We start from the raw sequence: 17208 nt of genomic DNA, 5'->3' as shown, positions 1-17208 counted from the left end.
GTCAGCTCCCCTCCACCCTGCGCTGGATCCCGTTGGCGAGCACGTTCAGGCTCGCGATCGCGATGAAGATCGCCACCCCGGGCCACATCGCGACCCACCACTGCCCGGTCGAGATGCCCTGCGCACCGACCTGCACCATCGACCCCCACGTCGGGTCGGGCGGGGACACGCCGACGCCGAGGAAGTTCAGCGCCGCGATGACGATCACCGCGTTGGCGGCGGTGAGCGAGCACTGCACCAGGCACACGTGGACGACGTTGGGCATGATGTGGCGGAACACGATCCGCCTCGGCCGCGCGCCCGTCGCGACCGCGGCCTCGATGAACCGTCCGTCGCGAATGGACAGTGCCTCGCCGCGGATCAGCCGGATGAAGCGCGGCCCGTTGATGATCACGATGGCGTAGACGATGTTCTGGATGTTGTTGCCGGTCAGCGACACGATCGTCACCGAAAGCACGATCAGCGGGAACGACTGGAACGCGTCGAGTGCACGCATCAGCCGCTCGCTCCACGGGCTCTTCGTGGAGAGCGGCAGCCCGACCAGCAGGCCGATCACCAGGGACGCGAGGGTGCCGATCAGCGCGAGCGGCAGGTCCCGCCGCCCGGCCGCGACGACCCGGGAGAACACGTCGAAGCCGTTGGCGTCGGTGCCGAAGATGTGCGCGCCGGACGGGGTCTGCAGCACGTTCGTCGGGTCCGGCGTGGTCGGCCCGTACGGCAGTGGCGCGAAGAACGCGGCCAGCAGCATCAGGAGCAGTATCCCGCCGCCGAACGTGATGCCAGGGTTGGCACGCAGGAACAGCCAGCACCGGGTCACCGCACCGGGCCCTGGCCTTGTCAGAGTCGGCTCACTCATAGCTCACCCTCGGGTCCAGGGCCAGTACCAGCAGGTCCAGCAGCAGGAACAGGGTCAGGGTCATCAGGCCCGCGGTGATCACGAAGCCCTGGATGACCGGCACGTCGACCTTGAGCACGCCTTCGAGCGCCCACTGGCCCATGCCCCGCCAGTTGAACACCCGCTCCACGATGGCCGCGCCGCCAAGCAGCGAGCCGAACAGGATGGCGACGTAGGTGATGACCGTGGTGCGCGAGGCGAGGAACGCGTACCGCACGACGGTGCGCTCCCGCAGCCCGCACGCCCGCGCGAACTCGACCTGCGGGGTGGTGAGCGCGGCACCCATGCTGCCGCGCGCGGTCTTCGCGAAGTAGGCGGAGTAGACGAGCCCGAGCGCGAGCACGGGCAGCGCGGCGTGCGCCATCGCGGAACCGAAGGTCGTGAGGTCGCCGCGGAACAGGCTGCCGAAGATCAGGAACGGCGGGTGGTCGGTGCCCGCGTCGATCGACAGCCGTCCGATCGGTGCCGGTGCCCAGCCGAGCAGGAAGAAGAACACGTAGATGCCGACGAGTGCGAGGAAGAAGTCCGGCACCGACTGCAGTGCCGAGGTGACGCCGCTCAGGAACCGGTCCGGCCAGCGGTGCGCGAAGTACGCGCCGGTGACGCCGATCAGCAGGCCGAGCCCGACCGCGACCAACAGCGCCAGCACGACCAGTTCGACGGTGTTGGGCAGGAACTTGCCGATGTCGGACAGCACCGGTTCGTTCGTGAAGAACGAGGTGCCGAGGTCGCCCTGCAGCAGGTGGCCCCAGTAGGACAGGTAGCGGTCCCACAGCGGCTGGTCGAGACCGAGCTGGGCGTTGACCCGCTCGATCTGTTCCGGGGTGGCGAAGTCGCCGAGGATGGTGACCGCCGGGTTGCCGGGGATGAAGAAGACCAGCACGAACGAGACGCTGCCGAGCACGAACAGGGAGATCGGCACGATCGCGACGCGGACGAGTGCGTACCGGAGCGCGGGATGCCGTTTCGACCAGGGCCGCCGGGGCTCGGCGGGTGCCATCGTCGCCGTCACAGGACACTCACCCCGCCGTCGACCGCGATGGTCTGGCCGGTGACCATCGCCGACCCCGGCGACGCGAGCCACCGCACCGCGTCGGCGACCTCCTGTGCCTCGACGAGCCTGCCGAGCGGGATGGTGGCGAGCTTCGCGGTCATGTACTCCGCGTCGTCCAGCACGTCGGCGGTCATCGGCGACGGCACGATCGTCGGCGCGACCGCGTTGACGCGGATGCCCGCCCCCGCCCACTCGATCGCGAGGATCCTGGTCAGCTGGATGATCGCGGCCTTGGTCACGCCGTACATGGCCGAGCCGGCGATCGCGACGAGACCGCCGGTCGACGCGAGGTTCACGATGGTGCCGCCGACGGCGGCCAGCGCCGGATGCGCGGCCTGGCACATCCGGAAGGTGCCGCTGAGGTTGACCTCCACGACCGGGTGCCACACCTCCTCCGGCATGTCCTCGGTCCTGCCTCTCGCGTTGATGCCCGCGTTGTTGACCAACAGGTCGAGCCCGCCGAACCGGTCCACCGTGGCCGCGACGGCGGCGTGGCAGGACGCGCCGTCCCGCAGGTCCAGCGCGACGGTGTTGGCGGCGCCGGGCACCGGCTCGCCACCGAGATCGGCGGCGACGACCGTGTAGCCGTGCTTGGCGAGGTCGGCACACAGCACACTGCCGATGCCACCGCCCGCGCCGGTCACGAGCGCGATCGGGTCAGCCATGACGTACTCCCTCGGGAACTGCCCACTCGGCCCGGAACACGTCCGGCAGCGGGTGCGACATCAGCGCCACGCCGGGGCTGAGCCGCTCGTCGATCCCGGCGAGCCGCGACAGCGCCCACAACGTGGCGAGGTTGCTGCTGATCGCGGGCCTTCCGGTGGCGGACTCGACCGCGACGAGCGCGTCGAGCGTGCGCCAGTTGGTGCAGCTGACCACCACGGCGTCGGCGTCCGCGAGGTCCATGCCGGTGGCCGCGAGATAGGCGGCCGCCGGTTCCAGCCTGCCCTTGTCCAGGTTGGACAGGATGTGCAGGTCGTTGCGCGCCACCACGTCGAAACCGGCCTGCGAAAGGTAGGCGGTGGCGCCGTCGGCGACCGGCGCGACGTAGGGCGTCGCCACCGCGAGCGCCGTCGCGGACAACGCGTGCAGCGCCGCCACCAGCGCGCTGCTGGTGGTCACGATCGGCACGCCGTGCCTGCGCGACAGGTCCGCGCACATGCCCTGGTCGGAGTCGCGACCGGCGAGGAAGCTGCCCGATGTGCACGCGTAGGCGATCGCGTCGACACCCGCGCTCGCCAGCTCGGTCACCGCGCGGTCGAGGCTGTCGTGCATCGCGAGCAGACTCGCCGTCTTCTCCGCCTCCGTGCCGACCTCCGCGACCAGCACACGGGTCGCGAACACCGCGACGTCGTGCGGGACGTGCGCGGCGAACTCCGGCTCCACCGTGGTGTTGGTGGACGGGACGACAACGCCGAGCCGGGCCCTTCTCCCGTACATCAGCCCTCCTCCGGCCGCAGCGGCACCCGGTAGCCCTGCTCGATCTCGCCGAGCAGGTTCACCACGTCGTAGCCGAGGTCGAGCCGGTCGTCACCGTCGGGATCGCGCAGCGTCGCGGTCCACGTCGTGCCGAACCGGATCGTCCTGTCGATGCTGGTGTAGGTGCCGCAGTAGACGAGGTAGGAGTCCGGGAGCGTGGTCACCCGTTCTGCGAGGATCCCGAGGATCTGCCTCGGTGGCAGGAAGACCGACGCGAGCGAGCTCTGGTACAGCTCACCGTCCACCGTGGACTCCAGCACGAGCGCCGGCCAGCGTGTTTCGACGTCCGCCCAGCGCCACACCCTGGCCCCGAGCACGCTCGGGCTGTACTGCTTGGACCAGATGATGCTCTGCCGCTCCAGCTCCCGGTCGGTGTGGTCGGAACCGACCCCGAGGTACAGCTCGCCGTCGTGGACGACCAGCACCAGCTCGGCCTCACCGGACGTGGCGGCGCTGTGCACACCGACCGTGGTGTCGGTGGTGACCGAGCTGACCGCCATCGGGTAGATCCTCGGCGCCGGGATGTCGAACGCGATCCGCACGCCGACGTCGGCGACCTCCTCCTGGTGGGCCACCGCCGACGACGCGTCGACGGTGGCCGAGCCCAGGTTGTACACGCGTGCCGGGGTGACCGGCAGCGGGATGTCCACACCGGACGGGTCGGCGACGAGCAGGGAGAAGGTGGTCACGACTCGTCGAAGACCTTCTTGAGCGCGTGCGTGGCCTCCTCGATCGTGGGCATGCCGCCGGGCAGCCCGGAGAGCAGCACCGCCTCGAGCACCTCGCGGCGGCTCGCGCCGTGCTGCATGGCGCGCTTGGCCGACCAGATGACCCCGTCCGGGTCGCCCTTGACCGCGGTGGTGACGCCCACCAGCACGAGGTAGTGCGTCTTGAGGTCCAGCGCCTTGGGCTCCTCCGGGAACAGCAGCTCCGCCGTGAGCTGGTCGTAGCGGCGCAGGATCTGCGGGTCGACCTCGGCCATCAGCTCGTGCACCGGCAGCAGCTTGCCGCCGCGGCGGGCCTTCGCCTGCTCGACGATCTCCTCGCCCGTGAGTTCCGTGCTGGTCATGTGTTAGATCTCCCGTCCGGCGAGTTCGCCTTCCCAGATGGCGTTGAAGATGCGGCGCGGCGACACGCAGTCGCCGATCGCCCGCACCGACGTCTTTCCCTTGAGCTCGTGGAACAACGCGTCGTCCGCGGCGTTGCCCGTGCTCAGCACCACGGCGTCGACCGAATCGTGTGTGGTGGTCGTGCCCGTCCAGACATCGCGCAGCACCACCGAGTCCTCGACGATCGAGGCGATCTCGTGGTCGGTGACGAACGTGATGCCCTTGCCCCGCACGCGGCGGTAGGTGGCCTGCAGGTCGCGGCTGGCCTCGAGGTCCGGCGAGACCTGCGGCAGCCTGGTGACGATCACGACCTCGTGGCGGCGGTCGGCGAGGTACTCGGCGGCCACCAGCGGCTGGCGTGCGCCGGTGTCGTCGAAGATCATCACCCGGGGCCCGGCCTCGGCCCTGCCGGACAGGATCTCGTTGACCGAGTACACGTTCCACTGGTCGGCACCCGGCACGATCGACCCGTCACCCCACGACGCGGGGTGCAGGCTGCTCCAGCCGTGCTTGAGCGGCGTGGAGCCGGTCGCGATGACGACCTCGTCGTACCCGGCGTCCAGCTCTCCCGGCCCGACCCGGTGCGTCAGCTTGACGTCCACCGTGCTCTCCCCGAGCTGGGAGATCAGCCAGTCGGTGATGCCCTGCCACTCGGCGTAGGTCTCCGACCTGCCGATCAGCCGCACCTGACCGCCCAGTTCGGACTCCTGCTCGAACAGCGTGACGTGGTGCCCGCGCTGGGCGGCGGTCAGCGCGGCCCGCATGCCACCCGGCCCGCCGCCGACGACCGCGACCCGCTTGTGACGCGGCGCCTCCGTGAGCGTGCCGACGCCGAGCTGGCGCTCCCGGCCGACGGCCGGGTTGTGCACGCACGCGAGCGGCGAGTTGACGATCGACGCCATGCACCAGTTCGCGCCGACGCACGGCCGGATCGTGTTCGCCTTGCCCCGCTGGGCCTTGTTGGGCCACTCAGGGTCGGCGATCAGCGTGCGTGCCATGCCGATCATGTCGGCCTTGCCGGCCGCGAGCGCCTGCTCGGCGATCTCCGGGGTGTTCATCCGGCCCGCCACCACGACCGGCAGCTCCGGCACCGCCGCCTTGATCCTGCCGGTGTCCTCGATCTGGAACCCGGCCGGTTTCGGGGTGGCGCCGTAGATGTTCATCCGCTCGATGTAGGTGCCCTGGGTGACCGAGATGTAGTCGATCAGCCCGGTGTCCGCCAGTGCCCTGGCGATCGCCACCCAGTCCGCGTTGGACAGTCCGCCGGGGACGTCGCCGTCGCTGCCGTTGATCCGGACACCCACGATCCGGTCCCGGCCGGTCTCCGCCCTGGTCCGCTCGATGATGTCCACGATCAGCCGCAGCCGGTTCTCGAAGCTCCCGCCGTAGGAGTCGGTCCGGTGGTTGGTCGCGGGCGACAGGAACTGGCCGAGCAGGTACCCGTGCGCGAGCCCGTGCACCTCGACCCCGTCCAGGTCGCCCTCCACCGCGTACCGCGCGGCGAGGACGTAACCCTGGATCAGCTCGTCGATCTCGTCGTGGGTGAGGACGTGCGGCATCTCCCGGTACACCGTGCATGGCACCGACGACGGCGCCCACACCGGCAGCCGGTTGACCGTGCCGCTGGTCTCCCTGCCTCGGTGCCACGGCTGGGCGAGCAGCAGCGTCCCGTGCTCGTGCACGGCGGCGGCCAGCAACTTGTAGTTGGGCACCACGGCTGGGTCGAACGCGAAGATCTTCCCCTTGTACGGCTGGGTCGTCGGGTGGACGGCCATCGCCTCCATGGTGATGACGCCGACCCCGCCGCGGGCCCGTTCCGCGTAGTAGTGCACGTGTTCCTCGGTGAAGTTGTGGTCCTTCACGAGCTGCGTGCTGTGCGCGGTCATCCAGACCCGGTTCTTGGCGGTCCTGGGTCCGATCTTCTGTGGTGAGAACAGGTTCGGGTACTCGGTCACTGCTGTCGTCATCCCTGCTTGAGCGTGTAGACGAACATCTCCCCGTTGGGGGCGTGCTGATAGTTGGTGAACCCCTCGCGCACCGCGTGCACGAAGTCGCGGTCCACCAGGTAGATGAACGGCGGGTTCTGCACGATCTGCTCACCGGCCTCGGCGGCGAGCTGGTCGCGGTCCTCGCCAGGCGACATCACGCCGATCTGCTTGGCCAGGTCGTCCAGCTCGGGGTTGGCGTAGCCGTAGGTGTTCAGCTTCGAGAACGACGAGTTGTAGAGGAAGACCGAGTAGTACGGGTCGGCGACCGCGGGCGGCTCCAGGTACAGCAGTGCCTGGAACGTGCCGTCGTGGAAGATCGTGTTGATCTCGGTGGCGCTCGCGACCGTCTGGATCTTCACGTCGATGCCGATCTCCTTGAGCTGGCTCTGCAGCAGGATCGCGATCTGCTCGGCCTCCGGGCCGGGGCGGCTCGGGCTGATGTGCAGCGTGATCGGGATGTTCCCGACGCCCGCCTCGCTCATCAGCTTCTTGGCCTCCGCGACGTCGTGGCTGTAGGTGCCCTTCTCGGTGTTCTCGATGCCGTAGGCGTGGCTCAGCCCGCCGGTGGCCGGCTTGTTGAAGCCGCGGTAGACCGCGTCCACAATGGACTTCCGGTCGACGGCGAGCGAGATCGCCCTGCGCACCTCTGGCTTGCCAAGGTTCGGGTCCTTGGCGTTGAGCACCAGCGGGATGCGGTCGGCGGACGCACAGGTCTGCACGTCGACACCCGGCGTGTCCTTCAGCTGGGCGTACTGCTCGTACTGCAGACCGGTGCCGTAGTTGGCGTTGCCGGTGGACACCAGCTGCGCGCGGCTGGACGCGTCCGGCACCGACAGGAACACCAGCTTGGTCACGTCACCCCGCTCGGCCTTGTAGTTCTTGTTGGCGGTGAGGGTGAGGCGGTCGCCGGAGACGAAGTCACCTGGCTCCTGCGTCCACGGGCCGAAGCTCGCGGAGTGGTTGACCAGGTACTCCTTGGCCCACGGGTCCGCGTCGGTGACGTGGGCCTTGACGTCGGTGCTGTCCAGGATCCTGAACTGTGCCCAGGTGAGGATCGCGAGGTCCATCGCACCCGCCGCGTCCAGCTGGATCTCGAAGGTCTTGTCGTCGACGACCTTGATCGGGTCGGCGGCGTAGTCGGCGACGTCCTGCATCAGCGTGTTGGGCGTGCCGACCTCGAGCGCGATCAGCCGGTCGAAGGTCCACTTCACGTCGGCCGAGGTCAGCTTGTTACCCGCCGCGCTCGTGGCGTCACGCAGCTTGACCGTGACGACCTTGCCATCCGTGCTGCGCTCGTAGGACTCGGCGAGCTGACCGGTGAGCTGGTCGACGTTGGCGAGCTCGTCGCAGCCCTGGTTGGGCAGCTTCTCGGTGTCCCAGCGGAACAGCGAGCTGGCCAGCTCGAAGCCGATGTTGCGGGACGGGTCGCCCTGGTAGTCGGCGGGGTCGAGGCTCGTCGGGAGCCCGGTCAGTGCGTAGGTGAACGTCGCGGACGCCCCGGCGGAACCACCGCCGCCGGACGTGCCCCCGCATGCGGTCGCGACCAGCGCGACGGCGACCGCGAGCGCACCGGCCGCGCGGCCCCTCCTGGCCCCGCGAGTCGCTCCGACTGACCGATCTAACCAGGGTTTGATCATCGCGCATCCTCTAGGGTGTTCCGCTGAGCGGGAAAAGATGATTAAGTTGTTCCAGATTTGACGCTCCTTCCGGAGCACTGTCAACCCCCGGAACCGAACGCAACCTCGCCGTAACGGTTGGCCGCCGAGTCGCTCCCACCCCTGAGAGGAGTCGCGGATGAACACTCCCGGTGATCTCCACCAACGGGTCCGCGCCGGCAGGCTCGAGTTGCGGAACCGCATCGTCATGCCTGCTCACACGACCAATTTCGCCGTCGACGGCGGGTTCTCACCACGCCATCTCGCCTACCACCGGGCACGCGCGGCCGGGGGCGTCGGCCTGATCATCACGGAAGGTATGCGGGTACACGCGACGAGCCTCGGACGCACGAACACCGTGTCGGCGGCCGACGACCGGATCGTCGCGTCGCTGTCCGAACTGGTGGCCACCGTGCACGCCGAGGGCGCGAAGCTCGCCGCGCAACTGCTGCACGTCGGCCGCCAGGCCGGCAGCCATCTCGTGCTCACCGCACCGTGGGGCGCCTCGCCGATCCCGTGGTCGCCGACCGCGGCCATGCCACACCAGATGACCACCGGGGAGATCGCGGAGGTCGTCGCCGCGTTCGCCGCCGCCGCGCGCCGGGTCGAGGAGGCCGGCGTGGACGCGGTCGAGGTCCACCTCGGGCACGGACACCTGCCGCAGCAGTTCCTCTCCCCCGCGTCCAACCACCGCACCGACGGCTACGGCGGCAGCCTGACCAACCGGCTGCGGTTCGCGCGGGAGGTGCTGGACGCGGTGGTCGCCGCCGTTCCCGAGCTGCCGTTGATCGTGCGGATCAGCGGGGACGAGTTCCTGCCCGGCGGCCTCGACCTGGACCAGATGCTGTCGGCGACCGAACTGCTCGTCGCCGACCACCCGATCGACGTCCTGCACGTGAGCCACTCCGCGTACGTCGCGACCGCGAGCGTGGCGACACAGATGGCGGACATGAGCTTCCCTCCCCTGCCGTTCCGCCACCTGCCATCGGCGTTCAAGAAGGAGTTCCCGGACCTCGCCGTCCTCGCGGTGTGCCGGGTCGACGACCTCGACAACGCCCGTCAGCTGGTCGCCGACGGCAGCGCGGACCTGGTCGCGCTCGCACGTCCGCACATCGCGGCGCCGGACCTCGTCGCCCGCGACCGGGACGGCGATGTCACGCCGGTCCGCGAGTGCATCGCCTGCAACCAGGGTTGCGCAGGCCGGCTCGAACTGGGCCTGCCGATCAGCTGTGTGGTCAACCCGGAGGCCGGGTTCGAACGGGAGTGGGCGGCTCTTCGGGCGGCGGCCAGGACCGGTCCAAACCTGCGGGTGCTCGTCGTCGGCGGCGGGCCGTCCGGCCTCGAGGCGGCGGGTGCCGCCGCGTCCTCTGGACACGAGGTGACGCTCGTCGAGGCGGAGCCGGAGCTGGGTGGGGCGCTGCGGTTCGCCGCCCTGCTGCCGATGCGTGCCAGGTTCGGGCAGATGATCGACCAGCTGGCACGGACGGTCCGGCACGCGGGCGTGGACGTCCGGCTCGACACCACGGCCGACGCGGCGCTGCTCGCCGACGGGTGGGACCACGTGGTGGTCGCCACGGGTGGCCGGGACCCGGCGCCGCCTGCGGGCTTCCCCGCGATCCCGTTGCGCCAGGCGGTGTCCGACCCCGGGGCGACGGGCGGGCACGTGGTGCTCGTCGACGAGGACGGCACCACGACCGCACTCGCGCTGGCCGACCTGCTGCTGACGCACGGCAGGCGGGTCACGCTCGTCACCGACCGCGCGGCGCTGTCGTGGCGGGTGCCGGTCTACTCCCGGCCCGCGCTGCTGGAGCGCTTGCGGGGCCGGGGTTTCAGCGCGGTGCTGATGCGGACGCCCGCTCGGATGGCGGGTGCGGACCTGGTGTGCACCGACCCGCTGTCCTGGCAGGAACAACGGATCGGCGGCGTGGACTCGGTCGTGTTCGTCCGGCCGCCGCTCGCCTGCCCTGACCTCGCGCGACACGCGGCCGACGGCACCGTCGTCGGCGACGCATATACTCCCCGCACCGCGCTGGAAGCCGCGTTCGATGGCAGGCTTGCTGGCCTGACCGTGGCGCGTACCGCGGCGGTGCGCGCCGCCGAAGCCCCGTTGCGCGGGCAACTGTGAACCCGAACGAGTCCGAAGGGGACAAGCATGCAGTCGGTTGAGCGGGTCACAGCCGTGCTGATGTGCTTCACGGACGGGGACCCCGAGCTGGGGATCACCGACGTCGCCCAGCGCCTGGAACTGCCGAAGAGTGCCGTGCACCGGGTGCTGGAGGCGTTGACCAAGTCGGGGATGACGACCAGGGAGCACGAGCGCGGCAAGTACCGGCTCGGGCCGCGCGTCACCGAGCTGAGCCTCGCCGCGCTCGGCACGGTCGACGTCCGGTCACTGGCGTTGCCGGTGATGGAGGACCTGCGCGACGCCACCGGTGAGACGGTGACGCTCACGTTCGCCATCGGCAACCAGCGCGTGTACGTCGCACAGGTCGAAAGCAGGCAGGACGTGCGGATGACCATCGAGGTGGGGCGCCGCGCCCCGCTGTACGCCGGCGCGTCCGGCAGGGCGATCCTGATGACCTTCGGCGAGGCGGAGCTCGACCACTACCTGTCGCAGGTCGAGCTCACCCCGCTGACCGACCGGACTCTTCAGGACCGCGCGGCGCTGGTCGACGTGCTGGCCATCGACCGGGTCCGGGGCTACACCGACAGTTCCGGTGAACGCGACACGTATGCGGCGGCTGTGGCGGCTCCGATCACCGGGCGCAACTCGCGTGCGTTCGCTTGTCTCAGTGTGTGCGGGCCCAGGGCTCGGCTGGACGGGGCGGCGCGGGACACCTACGGGCCGGTGGCGGTTGCCGCCGCTGAGCGGATCTCGGACATGCTGCGGGGCGGTTGAGTTCTGGTCCGGTGGGTTTCGGCCGCAACACCAGGCGAGTGGTCCGTCCGGACGGCCAGCCGGCGCGGTGCCCAAGGTGACGTTGGGATCGCTGCTGGCCAGGGCCGTGCGTACGATCGTGGAGTCGAGTAGCCGGTGCGCATCGTTCATCGGACGATGCGCACCCGCCGGTGGCGCCAACCTCGGTAATGGGTCCGATGTGGATACTCGCCCGCACCGCGAATTCTGCCAGAACCCGGCCAACCCGCACCGGGCCAGGTTCGCGGCGTGAGGTGCTGTGGTCGTGGCATCGGCTCCGCTACTCGAACACTCCGTAGCCCGCAATGGCGTGTGCCCGGACGCCGTCCATGTCGAGCTCGACGCCGATGCCGGGAGTGTCGGGAAGGGTGATGTAGCCGTCCTTGACGATCGAGCCGCTCCCGTCAGGGGCGTGGACGTAGCTGTCCCACACCGCGCGTTCCTCGAGGGCGTGCCATTCCTGGACGAAGAAGTTGGGGATCGCCGCGCACTGGTGTGACGTGGCCATCGTGCCCAGCGGCGTCGACACCAGGTGCGGTGCGAAGGGAATGTAGTGCAGCTCCGCGAGGTTGGCGATCTTCTTGGCCTCGGCGAGGCCACCGCACTTCGGCACGTCCGGCTCGATGACGTCCACGGCTCCGCGTTCGAGCAGCTCGCGGAATCCCCACCGCAGGTAGAGGTTCTCGCCCGCGCAGATCGGGGTGCGGGTCTGTGCGCGCACCCGCACCAGGGCGTCGACGTTCTCCGCCGGCAGCGGCTCCTCGAGCCACATCAGGTTGAACGGCTCGAGCTCCCACGAGATCCGGCATGCGCTCGGCACGTCGTAGCGGGCGTGCAGGTCCATGGCCAGATCGACGTCAGGTCCGATCGCTTCCCGGACGGCTGCCACGCGCTCGACCATCGATCGCAGCTCGGCGGCGTTGATCGTGTGGTTGAAGTCGTCGAACTTGTCAGGGTGGTGGAGGTCGTCGATGTCGAACTTGATGGCGGTGAAGCCTTCGGCGACCAACCGTTGAGCTCGGTCGACGCACCCGGTGATCGAGCCCGCTGGGTCGTCGCCGTCGCCGCAGTCGGCGTAGAGGCGGATCCGGTTGCGGAACTTCCCGCCGAGCAGCCGGTGGACCGGCTGGCCCTCGGCCTTGCCTGCGAGGTCCCACAGCGCGAGCTCGATCCCGGACAGGGCGATCACGAACACCCCTCCCTGGGCGCCAGCGAAAACCCTGCTGCGGCGCAGCTTCTCCCAGCACCGCTCGACGTTGCGCGGGTCCTCGCCGATCAGAAGGGGCGTCAGATCGTTGATCATGCCGACGACGGCGCCCGCGCCGGCATCGGGATTGGCCTCGCCGAACCCGCTGATGCCCTCGTCGGTGTCGATCCGCACCAGTGTGGCCTGACCGTGGTAGGCCACCACGGCCGTCGTGACGTTCACGATCCGCATTGCTCTCCCGCCGCCGGGTTGTGCGGATGAACGGACTGTTGCGCTGTCTTACTTGTCCTATAAGCTGATGACATGCATAGGAGACAAGAGTCTCCGGATGCTGTCAAGGTCCGGACTCTTCCGGTGCAGGTGGCGGCACACCTGACCCGACGCATCGTCAATGGCGACATCGAGGACGGCCGGGCTCCGTCGGAGCTCGACATCTCCCAGGAGTTCGGCGTGTCCCGCGTGGTGGCGCGCGAGACGCTGAAGATCCTTGCCTCGCTCGACATCGTCGACGTCGCGCAGGGCCGTCGCGTCGTCGTGCGCCCCCGCGCGGAGTGGGACTACCTGAGTCCATTGCTGATCGAGTGGCTGCCCGAGGAGACCGTCGACGAGCTGCTGCACGAACTGCACCAGCTGCGCGCGCTGCTCGAGCCCGAGCTCGCCGCGATGGCCGCGGTCAGCATCACCGACGAGACGCTGGACCGGCTCTCCGACGAGCTCGACCGCATGGCGGCGCTCGAGGGGGATCCCGACGCCTACCTCGAGGTCGACCACGAGTTCCACATGGAGATCTGCCGGGCGGCCGACAACCGCATCCTCGACCGGATCATGTACTCGGCCCGCTGGCTTGGCACGGCCAGCCGACGCATCACCAACGAGGCGCCGGCCGGGCTGCGCCGCGCCACGGCCCAGCACACGGAGATCTACGAGGCGCTCGTGGCGCGCGATCCCTCGGGCGCGCGCGCGGCGATGCGCAAGCACTTGAGCAACAACTACTCCACCCTCCTCGCGGAGAAGGAGCAGAGAAGCAAGCGGGCCGCCCGGCGGCGTTAGCGCAGCACCGCCCGACCGGTTCCGGAACCGATGACGAGGACGGACGAGCCATGGCAGCACCGGCGATCCCGCCGATCCGGCTGGGGCTGATCGATACCGGGCTCGCGGTCGAGAAGCCGCACTGGCCGGTTCACCGGAGGCGCCAGCGGCGACTACACCGATTCCCACCCCGGGATCCCGGTGCCGCCGCGCGGGCCCGGTACCGCTGTTGCGGCCCTGTGGCTCGACCGGGCCGTTCGACGGGCTGCCGGGACAACGCACCAGCGGTTCGGCGTCTTTCGTCGCATGAACGACCCGCAGCGCGGCGCTCGCCTCGCTGTTCCGGCGGTCGCAACGTCGCCCGTCGGTAGGCGTCCGCTCGATCGGACGCGAGAGAGGAGTGGGTCATGGAAGGGAAAACGGACTGGTCGAGGCGCAGGTTCCTCGGGATGAGCGCGCTGGGGGTGCTCGGTCTCGCTGGGTGCGGGGACAACCCACCCTCGGCGCCGCAGGTCGATGTCCAGGTGCCCAAGGCGCTGCTCGACGAGGCGGCCGAGCTCCGCGGCGGGTCAGTGGGAATGCTCTCGCAGAAGCTGTACTCGGAAACCGCCAACCAGGCGCTGGACAAGTCGCTGCAGGTGTTCGCGAAGGCCACCGGCACCACGGTCCGCAACGACCTGGTCTCCGGCGACACCGGCGACATGGTCGCGAAGATGGACGCCGAGGTGCAGGCGGGAACCAGCCGTGATCTGGCCTTCGTGAGCGACCGACGGTTCGTCGGCCAGCTTCACAACCTCGGCGACCTCACCGACGTCACCGACGTGGTCGACGAGATGCGTGCGCTCTACGGGGAGCCCGCGACGGAGGCGAACAACTTCTGCGTGTTCGACGGGCGCTGGTACGCGATCCCTTACCACTTCATCGGGTCCGCGATGTACCTGCGCAAGGACTGGTACGAGGAGAAGGGGCTCCCGATCAGGCCTCACTACACGTGGGAGGAGTTACGCGACAACGCGCTGGAGGTCTCCGACCCGTCGAAGCGGCGCTTCGGCTGGGGCCTCACGGCGAACCGCTCCGGCGACGCCAACGGCTTCATCGCGAATGTCATCAACTGCTACGGCGGGGCGATCGCGGACAACACCGGCACGAAGGTGGTGTTCAACTCGCCGGAGACCGTCGACGGCGTCAGGTTCATCGGCGACATCTACACGAACCCGAAGTACGCGCCGATGCTGCCGCCCGGGATCGGAAGCTGGACCGACTCGAGCAACAACGAGAACTGGCTGGCCCAGATCCTGGGGCTGACGCTCAACCAGTACAGCGTCTACGCCGACTCGAAGACCAGCGACAATCCGGTCTACGCCAACACGCACCCGTTCAACGGCGCCACCGGACCGGCTATCGACCAGCCACTCGCGTTCGGCGAGTCCAACTCGTTCGTCGTGTTCAAGGGGGCGAAGAACCCCGACCTCGCCAAGCTGGTGGCGAAGTTCATGGTCAGCGGGAGCGCGCTGCTCGGTGTCGCGAAGGGAGCACCGTGCCTGGTCAACCCCTCATGGGACAAGGTGTGGGACTCCGACCCGTACTACACCAGCGGTGACCCCGCCTTCGCCGCGCTGCGGGAGCAGACCCGCGCGGAACTCCCCATGAAATCCAAGACCGGCTACGCGTTCCCCCAGGCCCCGAGCCCCGGCGAGCAAGCCGCCACCGCCGCCTATCTGCTGACCGACATGATGCAGTCGGTCATCCAGGGCACCCGGCCGGCTGACGCCGTCGCCTCGACCCACGCCCGGATCGTCCAGGTCTTCGAACAGCAGGGCTACAAGCAGTGACTCTCCTGCGTCCGCGTTCGGCGCCTGCCCGTTCGGCGCCGAACGCGTCGCGTTCGCTCACCCCGTCGCAGCGGCTGTTGGGGCGTGACTGGCGCCTCGCCGCGGTGTTCATCGGGCCGACGCTGTTGCTGGTCGCAGGCCTGATCCTGTTCCCGATCGTCAGCTCGATCGTCACCAGCACCACGGAGCGCCACGGCGCGGAGACGGTCTTCGTGGGGCTGGACAACTACCTCGCCCTCATCGACGACGCCGTGTTCCACAAGGGCGTGCTGAACTCGTTCGTCTTCACCGCATATGCCGAGATCTTCAAGGTGACCCTCGGTCTCATCGCGGCGTTGATGCTGCATCACATGCGCCGCGGCCGAGCGATCATTGCCGGGGTGATCCTGCTGCCGTGGGTGGTGCCGACGGTCGTCACCGCCTTCACCTGGCGGTCCTTGTTCGACCCGATCTTCGGCAGCGTCAACGTCCTGCTCACCGACTCCGGGATTGGGCCGGCCCTGGCCGCGATCGGGCTCGTCGACTCCTGGCCAGCGGAGTGGCTGTCCGACCCCGCGCTCGCGATGCCGTCGGTCATCCTGGTCAACGTCTGGAAGGGCATCCCGTTCTTCACGGTGACGTTCCTCGCCGGGCTCAAGGCCATCGACAACGGTCTCTACGAGGCGGCGATGGTGGACGGCGCCTCGTCGTGGCAGCGCTTCGTGCACATCACGCTGCCGGGCCTGCGCAACATCATGATCGTGACGGTGCTGCTGTCATCGATCTGGACGTTCAACAACTTCGACCTGATCTGGCTGATGACGCAGGGCGGACCGGGGGACGCGACCGCCCCGTACGTGATGGTGGCCTACTCGAAAGCCATCCAGCAGCTGCAGCCGGGCGCGGGCGCCGCGGTCACGCTGGTGATGCTGCCGATCATCGGCATCCTCGTGATGATCCTCGTGCGGATGATGCGACGCAGCGACCAGCCAGGCGCTGGCGGTCCGGGGCGCAGGCGGCTGACTCCCGCTCAGCGCAGGGCCCTGCCGTGGGTGATCGTCGTGGTCTCCGTGCTCATCCTGGTCTGGGCGTCGCCGCACATCGTGTGGAAGGCCGTGTTCGTGCTGGGCGTGTTCGTGGTGCTCGCGGCTGCCGTCGGGCGGCTCGTCTCCGCGCTCGCCGCGCGGGGCAATGGGCTGGCCGCACGCCTGGTCAGCGGCACCGGTACAGGGGTCGCGCTCGTGGGCCTGCTGGGCTTCGTGCTCGCCCCGCTCTACTGGATGACGGTCACGGCCTTCAAGTCCGACAACCAGATCGTCGCGCGCACCGACGACCTCTGGCCGACCCCGTGGACCACCGAGCAGTTCACGAACCTGTTCACGGGCAGGGCGTTCGGCACCTGGTACATCAACACGATCCTGGTCTCGGTGGCATCCACCGTGATTGCCCTGGTCTGCGCGGCGCTGGCCGGCTACGCGCTGGCGCGGCTGAAGTTCCGGGGTTCGGAGAGCTTCACGGTGACGATCCTGCTCACCTACGTGATGCCGGGCGCGCTGCTGTTCATCCCGCTGTACCAACTGATGAGCGGGATCGGGCTCAACGACTCGTTGTGGTCGCTCGTGCTCGCATACCCCACGTTCACCCTGCCGTTCGCGACGTGGCTGCTGGTCGGCTACTTCAAGTCGATCCCGGCCGACCTCGAGGAGGCCGCGCTTGTCGACGGCTGCACGCGGTTCGGGGCGTTCATCCGGGTCGTACTGCCGCTGGCCAAGCCGGGCCTGCTCGCGGTCGCGCTGTTCACGCTCACCAACGCGTGGAACGAGTTCCTGTTCGCCTTCGTGTTCATCACCAAGGACGACTACAAGACGCTGCCCGTCGGCATGCAGTCGATGATCTTCGGTGACGTCGTGCCGCAGGGGCAGCTGGCCGCGGCCTCGCTGCTCATCAGCATCCCGGTCGTGCTCATGTACGCGTTCGGGCAGCGGTTCCTGACTGAGGGGCTCACCGCCGGAGCTGTGAAGGGATGAGCGGGACACCGCCTTCGGTGTTCTTGTTGAGCCGCAC

Annotated in this window: 14 protein-coding genes; 5 read left to right on the top strand and 9 right to left on the bottom strand. The window is 69.2% G+C overall.

All coding sequences use genetic code 11. The features are described from left to right. Window position 1: 1 nt before the first annotated feature. The 8 genes from WBA97_RS05335 to WBA97_RS05300 are packed head-to-tail and all read right to left on the bottom strand — an operon-like array spanning window position 2 to window position 8162. A complete protein-coding gene (locus tag WBA97_RS05335) occupies window positions 2-856 on the bottom strand; it encodes an ABC transporter permease (protein WP_424229555.1) in 855 nt (284 codons plus the stop codon). Beyond that, entirely contained in the window at window positions 849-1907 is a 1059-nt protein-coding gene (locus tag WBA97_RS05330) for an ABC transporter permease (RefSeq protein WP_424229554.1), read from the bottom strand. The genes WBA97_RS05335 and WBA97_RS05330 overlap by 8 nt, the downstream gene beginning before the upstream one ends. Then, on the bottom strand, window positions 1904-2614 hold the full coding sequence (locus tag WBA97_RS05325) for an SDR family NAD(P)-dependent oxidoreductase (protein ID WP_424229553.1): 711 nt from the start codon (window positions 2612-2614) through the stop codon (window positions 1904-1906). Before WBA97_RS05325 ends, WBA97_RS05330 begins: the two co-directional genes overlap by 4 nt. Beyond that, window positions 2607-3389 carry a maleate cis-trans isomerase family protein gene (locus WBA97_RS05320; protein ID WP_424229552.1) on the bottom strand — a complete coding sequence of 261 codons (783 nt, stop codon included), beginning with the start codon at window positions 3387-3389 and terminating at the stop codon, window positions 2607-2609. Before WBA97_RS05320 ends, WBA97_RS05325 begins: the two co-directional genes overlap by 8 nt. Further along, a complete protein-coding gene (locus WBA97_RS05315) occupies window positions 3389-4117 on the bottom strand; it encodes a DUF2848 family protein (RefSeq protein ID WP_424229551.1) in 729 nt (242 codons plus the stop codon). Before WBA97_RS05315 ends, WBA97_RS05320 begins: the two co-directional genes overlap by 1 nt. After that, window positions 4114-4497 carry a carboxymuconolactone decarboxylase family protein gene (locus WBA97_RS05310; RefSeq protein ID WP_424229550.1) on the bottom strand — a complete coding sequence of 128 codons (384 nt, stop codon included), beginning with the start codon at window positions 4495-4497 and terminating at the stop codon, window positions 4114-4116. Before WBA97_RS05310 ends, WBA97_RS05315 begins: the two co-directional genes overlap by 4 nt. Window positions 4498-4500: 3 nt before the next feature. Next, window positions 4501-6504, bottom strand: a complete 2004-nt coding sequence (locus WBA97_RS05305; RefSeq protein ID WP_424229549.1) for an FAD-dependent oxidoreductase — start codon at window positions 6502-6504, stop codon at window positions 4501-4503. Then, window positions 6501-8162, bottom strand: coding sequence for an ABC transporter substrate-binding protein (locus WBA97_RS05300; RefSeq protein WP_424229548.1), 1662 nt, complete (start codon window positions 8160-8162; stop codon window positions 6501-6503). The genes WBA97_RS05305 and WBA97_RS05300 overlap by 4 nt, the downstream gene beginning before the upstream one ends. 157 nt (window positions 8163-8319) lie before the next feature. On the opposite strand from WBA97_RS05300, the gene WBA97_RS05295 reads away from it, so the two are divergent. After that, a complete protein-coding gene (locus WBA97_RS05295) occupies window positions 8320-10305 on the top strand; it encodes an FAD-dependent oxidoreductase (RefSeq protein ID WP_424229547.1) in 1986 nt (661 codons plus the stop codon). A 27-nt stretch (window positions 10306-10332) separates the two neighbouring features. Next, complete coding sequence (locus WBA97_RS05290) at window positions 10333-11079, top strand: IclR family transcriptional regulator (RefSeq protein ID WP_424229546.1); 747 nt, start codon at window positions 10333-10335, stop codon at window positions 11077-11079. A gap of 298 nt (window positions 11080-11377) precedes the next feature. Here WBA97_RS05290 and WBA97_RS05285 read toward each other — a convergent pair whose 3' ends face one another. Further along, on the bottom strand, window positions 11378-12535 hold the full coding sequence (locus WBA97_RS05285) for a mandelate racemase/muconate lactonizing enzyme family protein (protein ID WP_424229545.1): 1158 nt from the start codon (window positions 12533-12535) through the stop codon (window positions 11378-11380). A gap of 72 nt (window positions 12536-12607) precedes the next feature. Here WBA97_RS05285 and WBA97_RS05280 point away from each other — a divergent pair, with 72 nt between their 5' ends. From WBA97_RS05280 to WBA97_RS05270, 3 genes are all read left to right on the top strand, one after another. Further along, a complete protein-coding gene (locus WBA97_RS05280) occupies window positions 12608-13354 on the top strand; it encodes a FadR/GntR family transcriptional regulator (RefSeq protein WP_424229544.1) in 747 nt (248 codons plus the stop codon). Between the two features lie 386 nt (window positions 13355-13740). Continuing rightward, window positions 13741-15165 carry an ABC transporter substrate-binding protein gene (locus tag WBA97_RS05275; RefSeq protein WP_424229543.1) on the top strand — a complete coding sequence of 475 codons (1425 nt, stop codon included), beginning with the start codon at window positions 13741-13743 and terminating at the stop codon, window positions 15163-15165. Then, complete coding sequence (locus WBA97_RS05270; RefSeq protein WP_424229542.1) at window positions 15162-17171, top strand: ABC transporter permease subunit; 2010 nt, start codon at window positions 15162-15164, stop codon at window positions 17169-17171. The genes WBA97_RS05275 and WBA97_RS05270 overlap by 4 nt, the downstream gene beginning before the upstream one ends. Window positions 17172-17208 lie beyond the last annotated feature (37 nt).

The organism is Actinophytocola sp. (genome assembly GCF_049647105.1).
Classification (GTDB): Bacteria; Actinomycetota; Actinomycetes; order Mycobacteriales; family Pseudonocardiaceae; genus Actinophytocola.
The sequence above is the reverse complement of the archived record's forward strand: the minus strand, read 5'-3'. Positions and strand labels throughout refer to the sequence as shown.

Coding starts and splice junctions, on each gene's coding strand:
- WBA97_RS05335 (WP_424229555.1), bottom strand. CDS start 856: ATGAGTGAGCCGACTCTGACAAGGCCAGGGCCCGGTGCGGTGACCCGG.
- WBA97_RS05325 (WP_424229553.1), bottom strand. CDS start 2,614: ATGGCTGACCCGATCGCGCTCGTGACCGGCGCGGGCGGTGGCATCGGC.
- WBA97_RS05320 (WP_424229552.1), bottom strand. CDS start 3,389: ATGTACGGGAGAAGGGCCCGGCTCGGCGTTGTCGTCCCGTCCACCAAC.
- WBA97_RS05310 (WP_424229550.1), bottom strand. CDS start 4,497: ATGACCAGCACGGAACTCACGGGCGAGGAGATCGTCGAGCAGGCGAAG.
- WBA97_RS05305 (WP_424229549.1), bottom strand. CDS start 6,504: ATGACGACAGCAGTGACCGAGTACCCGAACCTGTTCTCACCACAGAAG.
- WBA97_RS05300 (WP_424229548.1), bottom strand. CDS start 8,162: ATGATCAAACCCTGGTTAGATCGGTCAGTCGGAGCGACTCGCGGGGCC.
- WBA97_RS05295 (WP_424229547.1), top strand. CDS start 8,320: ATGAACACTCCCGGTGATCTCCACCAACGGGTCCGCGCCGGCAGGCTC.
- WBA97_RS05290 (WP_424229546.1), top strand. CDS start 10,333: ATGCAGTCGGTTGAGCGGGTCACAGCCGTGCTGATGTGCTTCACGGAC.
- WBA97_RS05285 (WP_424229545.1), bottom strand. CDS start 12,535: ATGCGGATCGTGAACGTCACGACGGCCGTGGTGGCCTACCACGGTCAG.
- WBA97_RS05280 (WP_424229544.1), top strand. CDS start 12,608: ATGCATAGGAGACAAGAGTCTCCGGATGCTGTCAAGGTCCGGACTCTT.
- WBA97_RS05275 (WP_424229543.1), top strand. CDS start 13,741: ATGGAAGGGAAAACGGACTGGTCGAGGCGCAGGTTCCTCGGGATGAGC.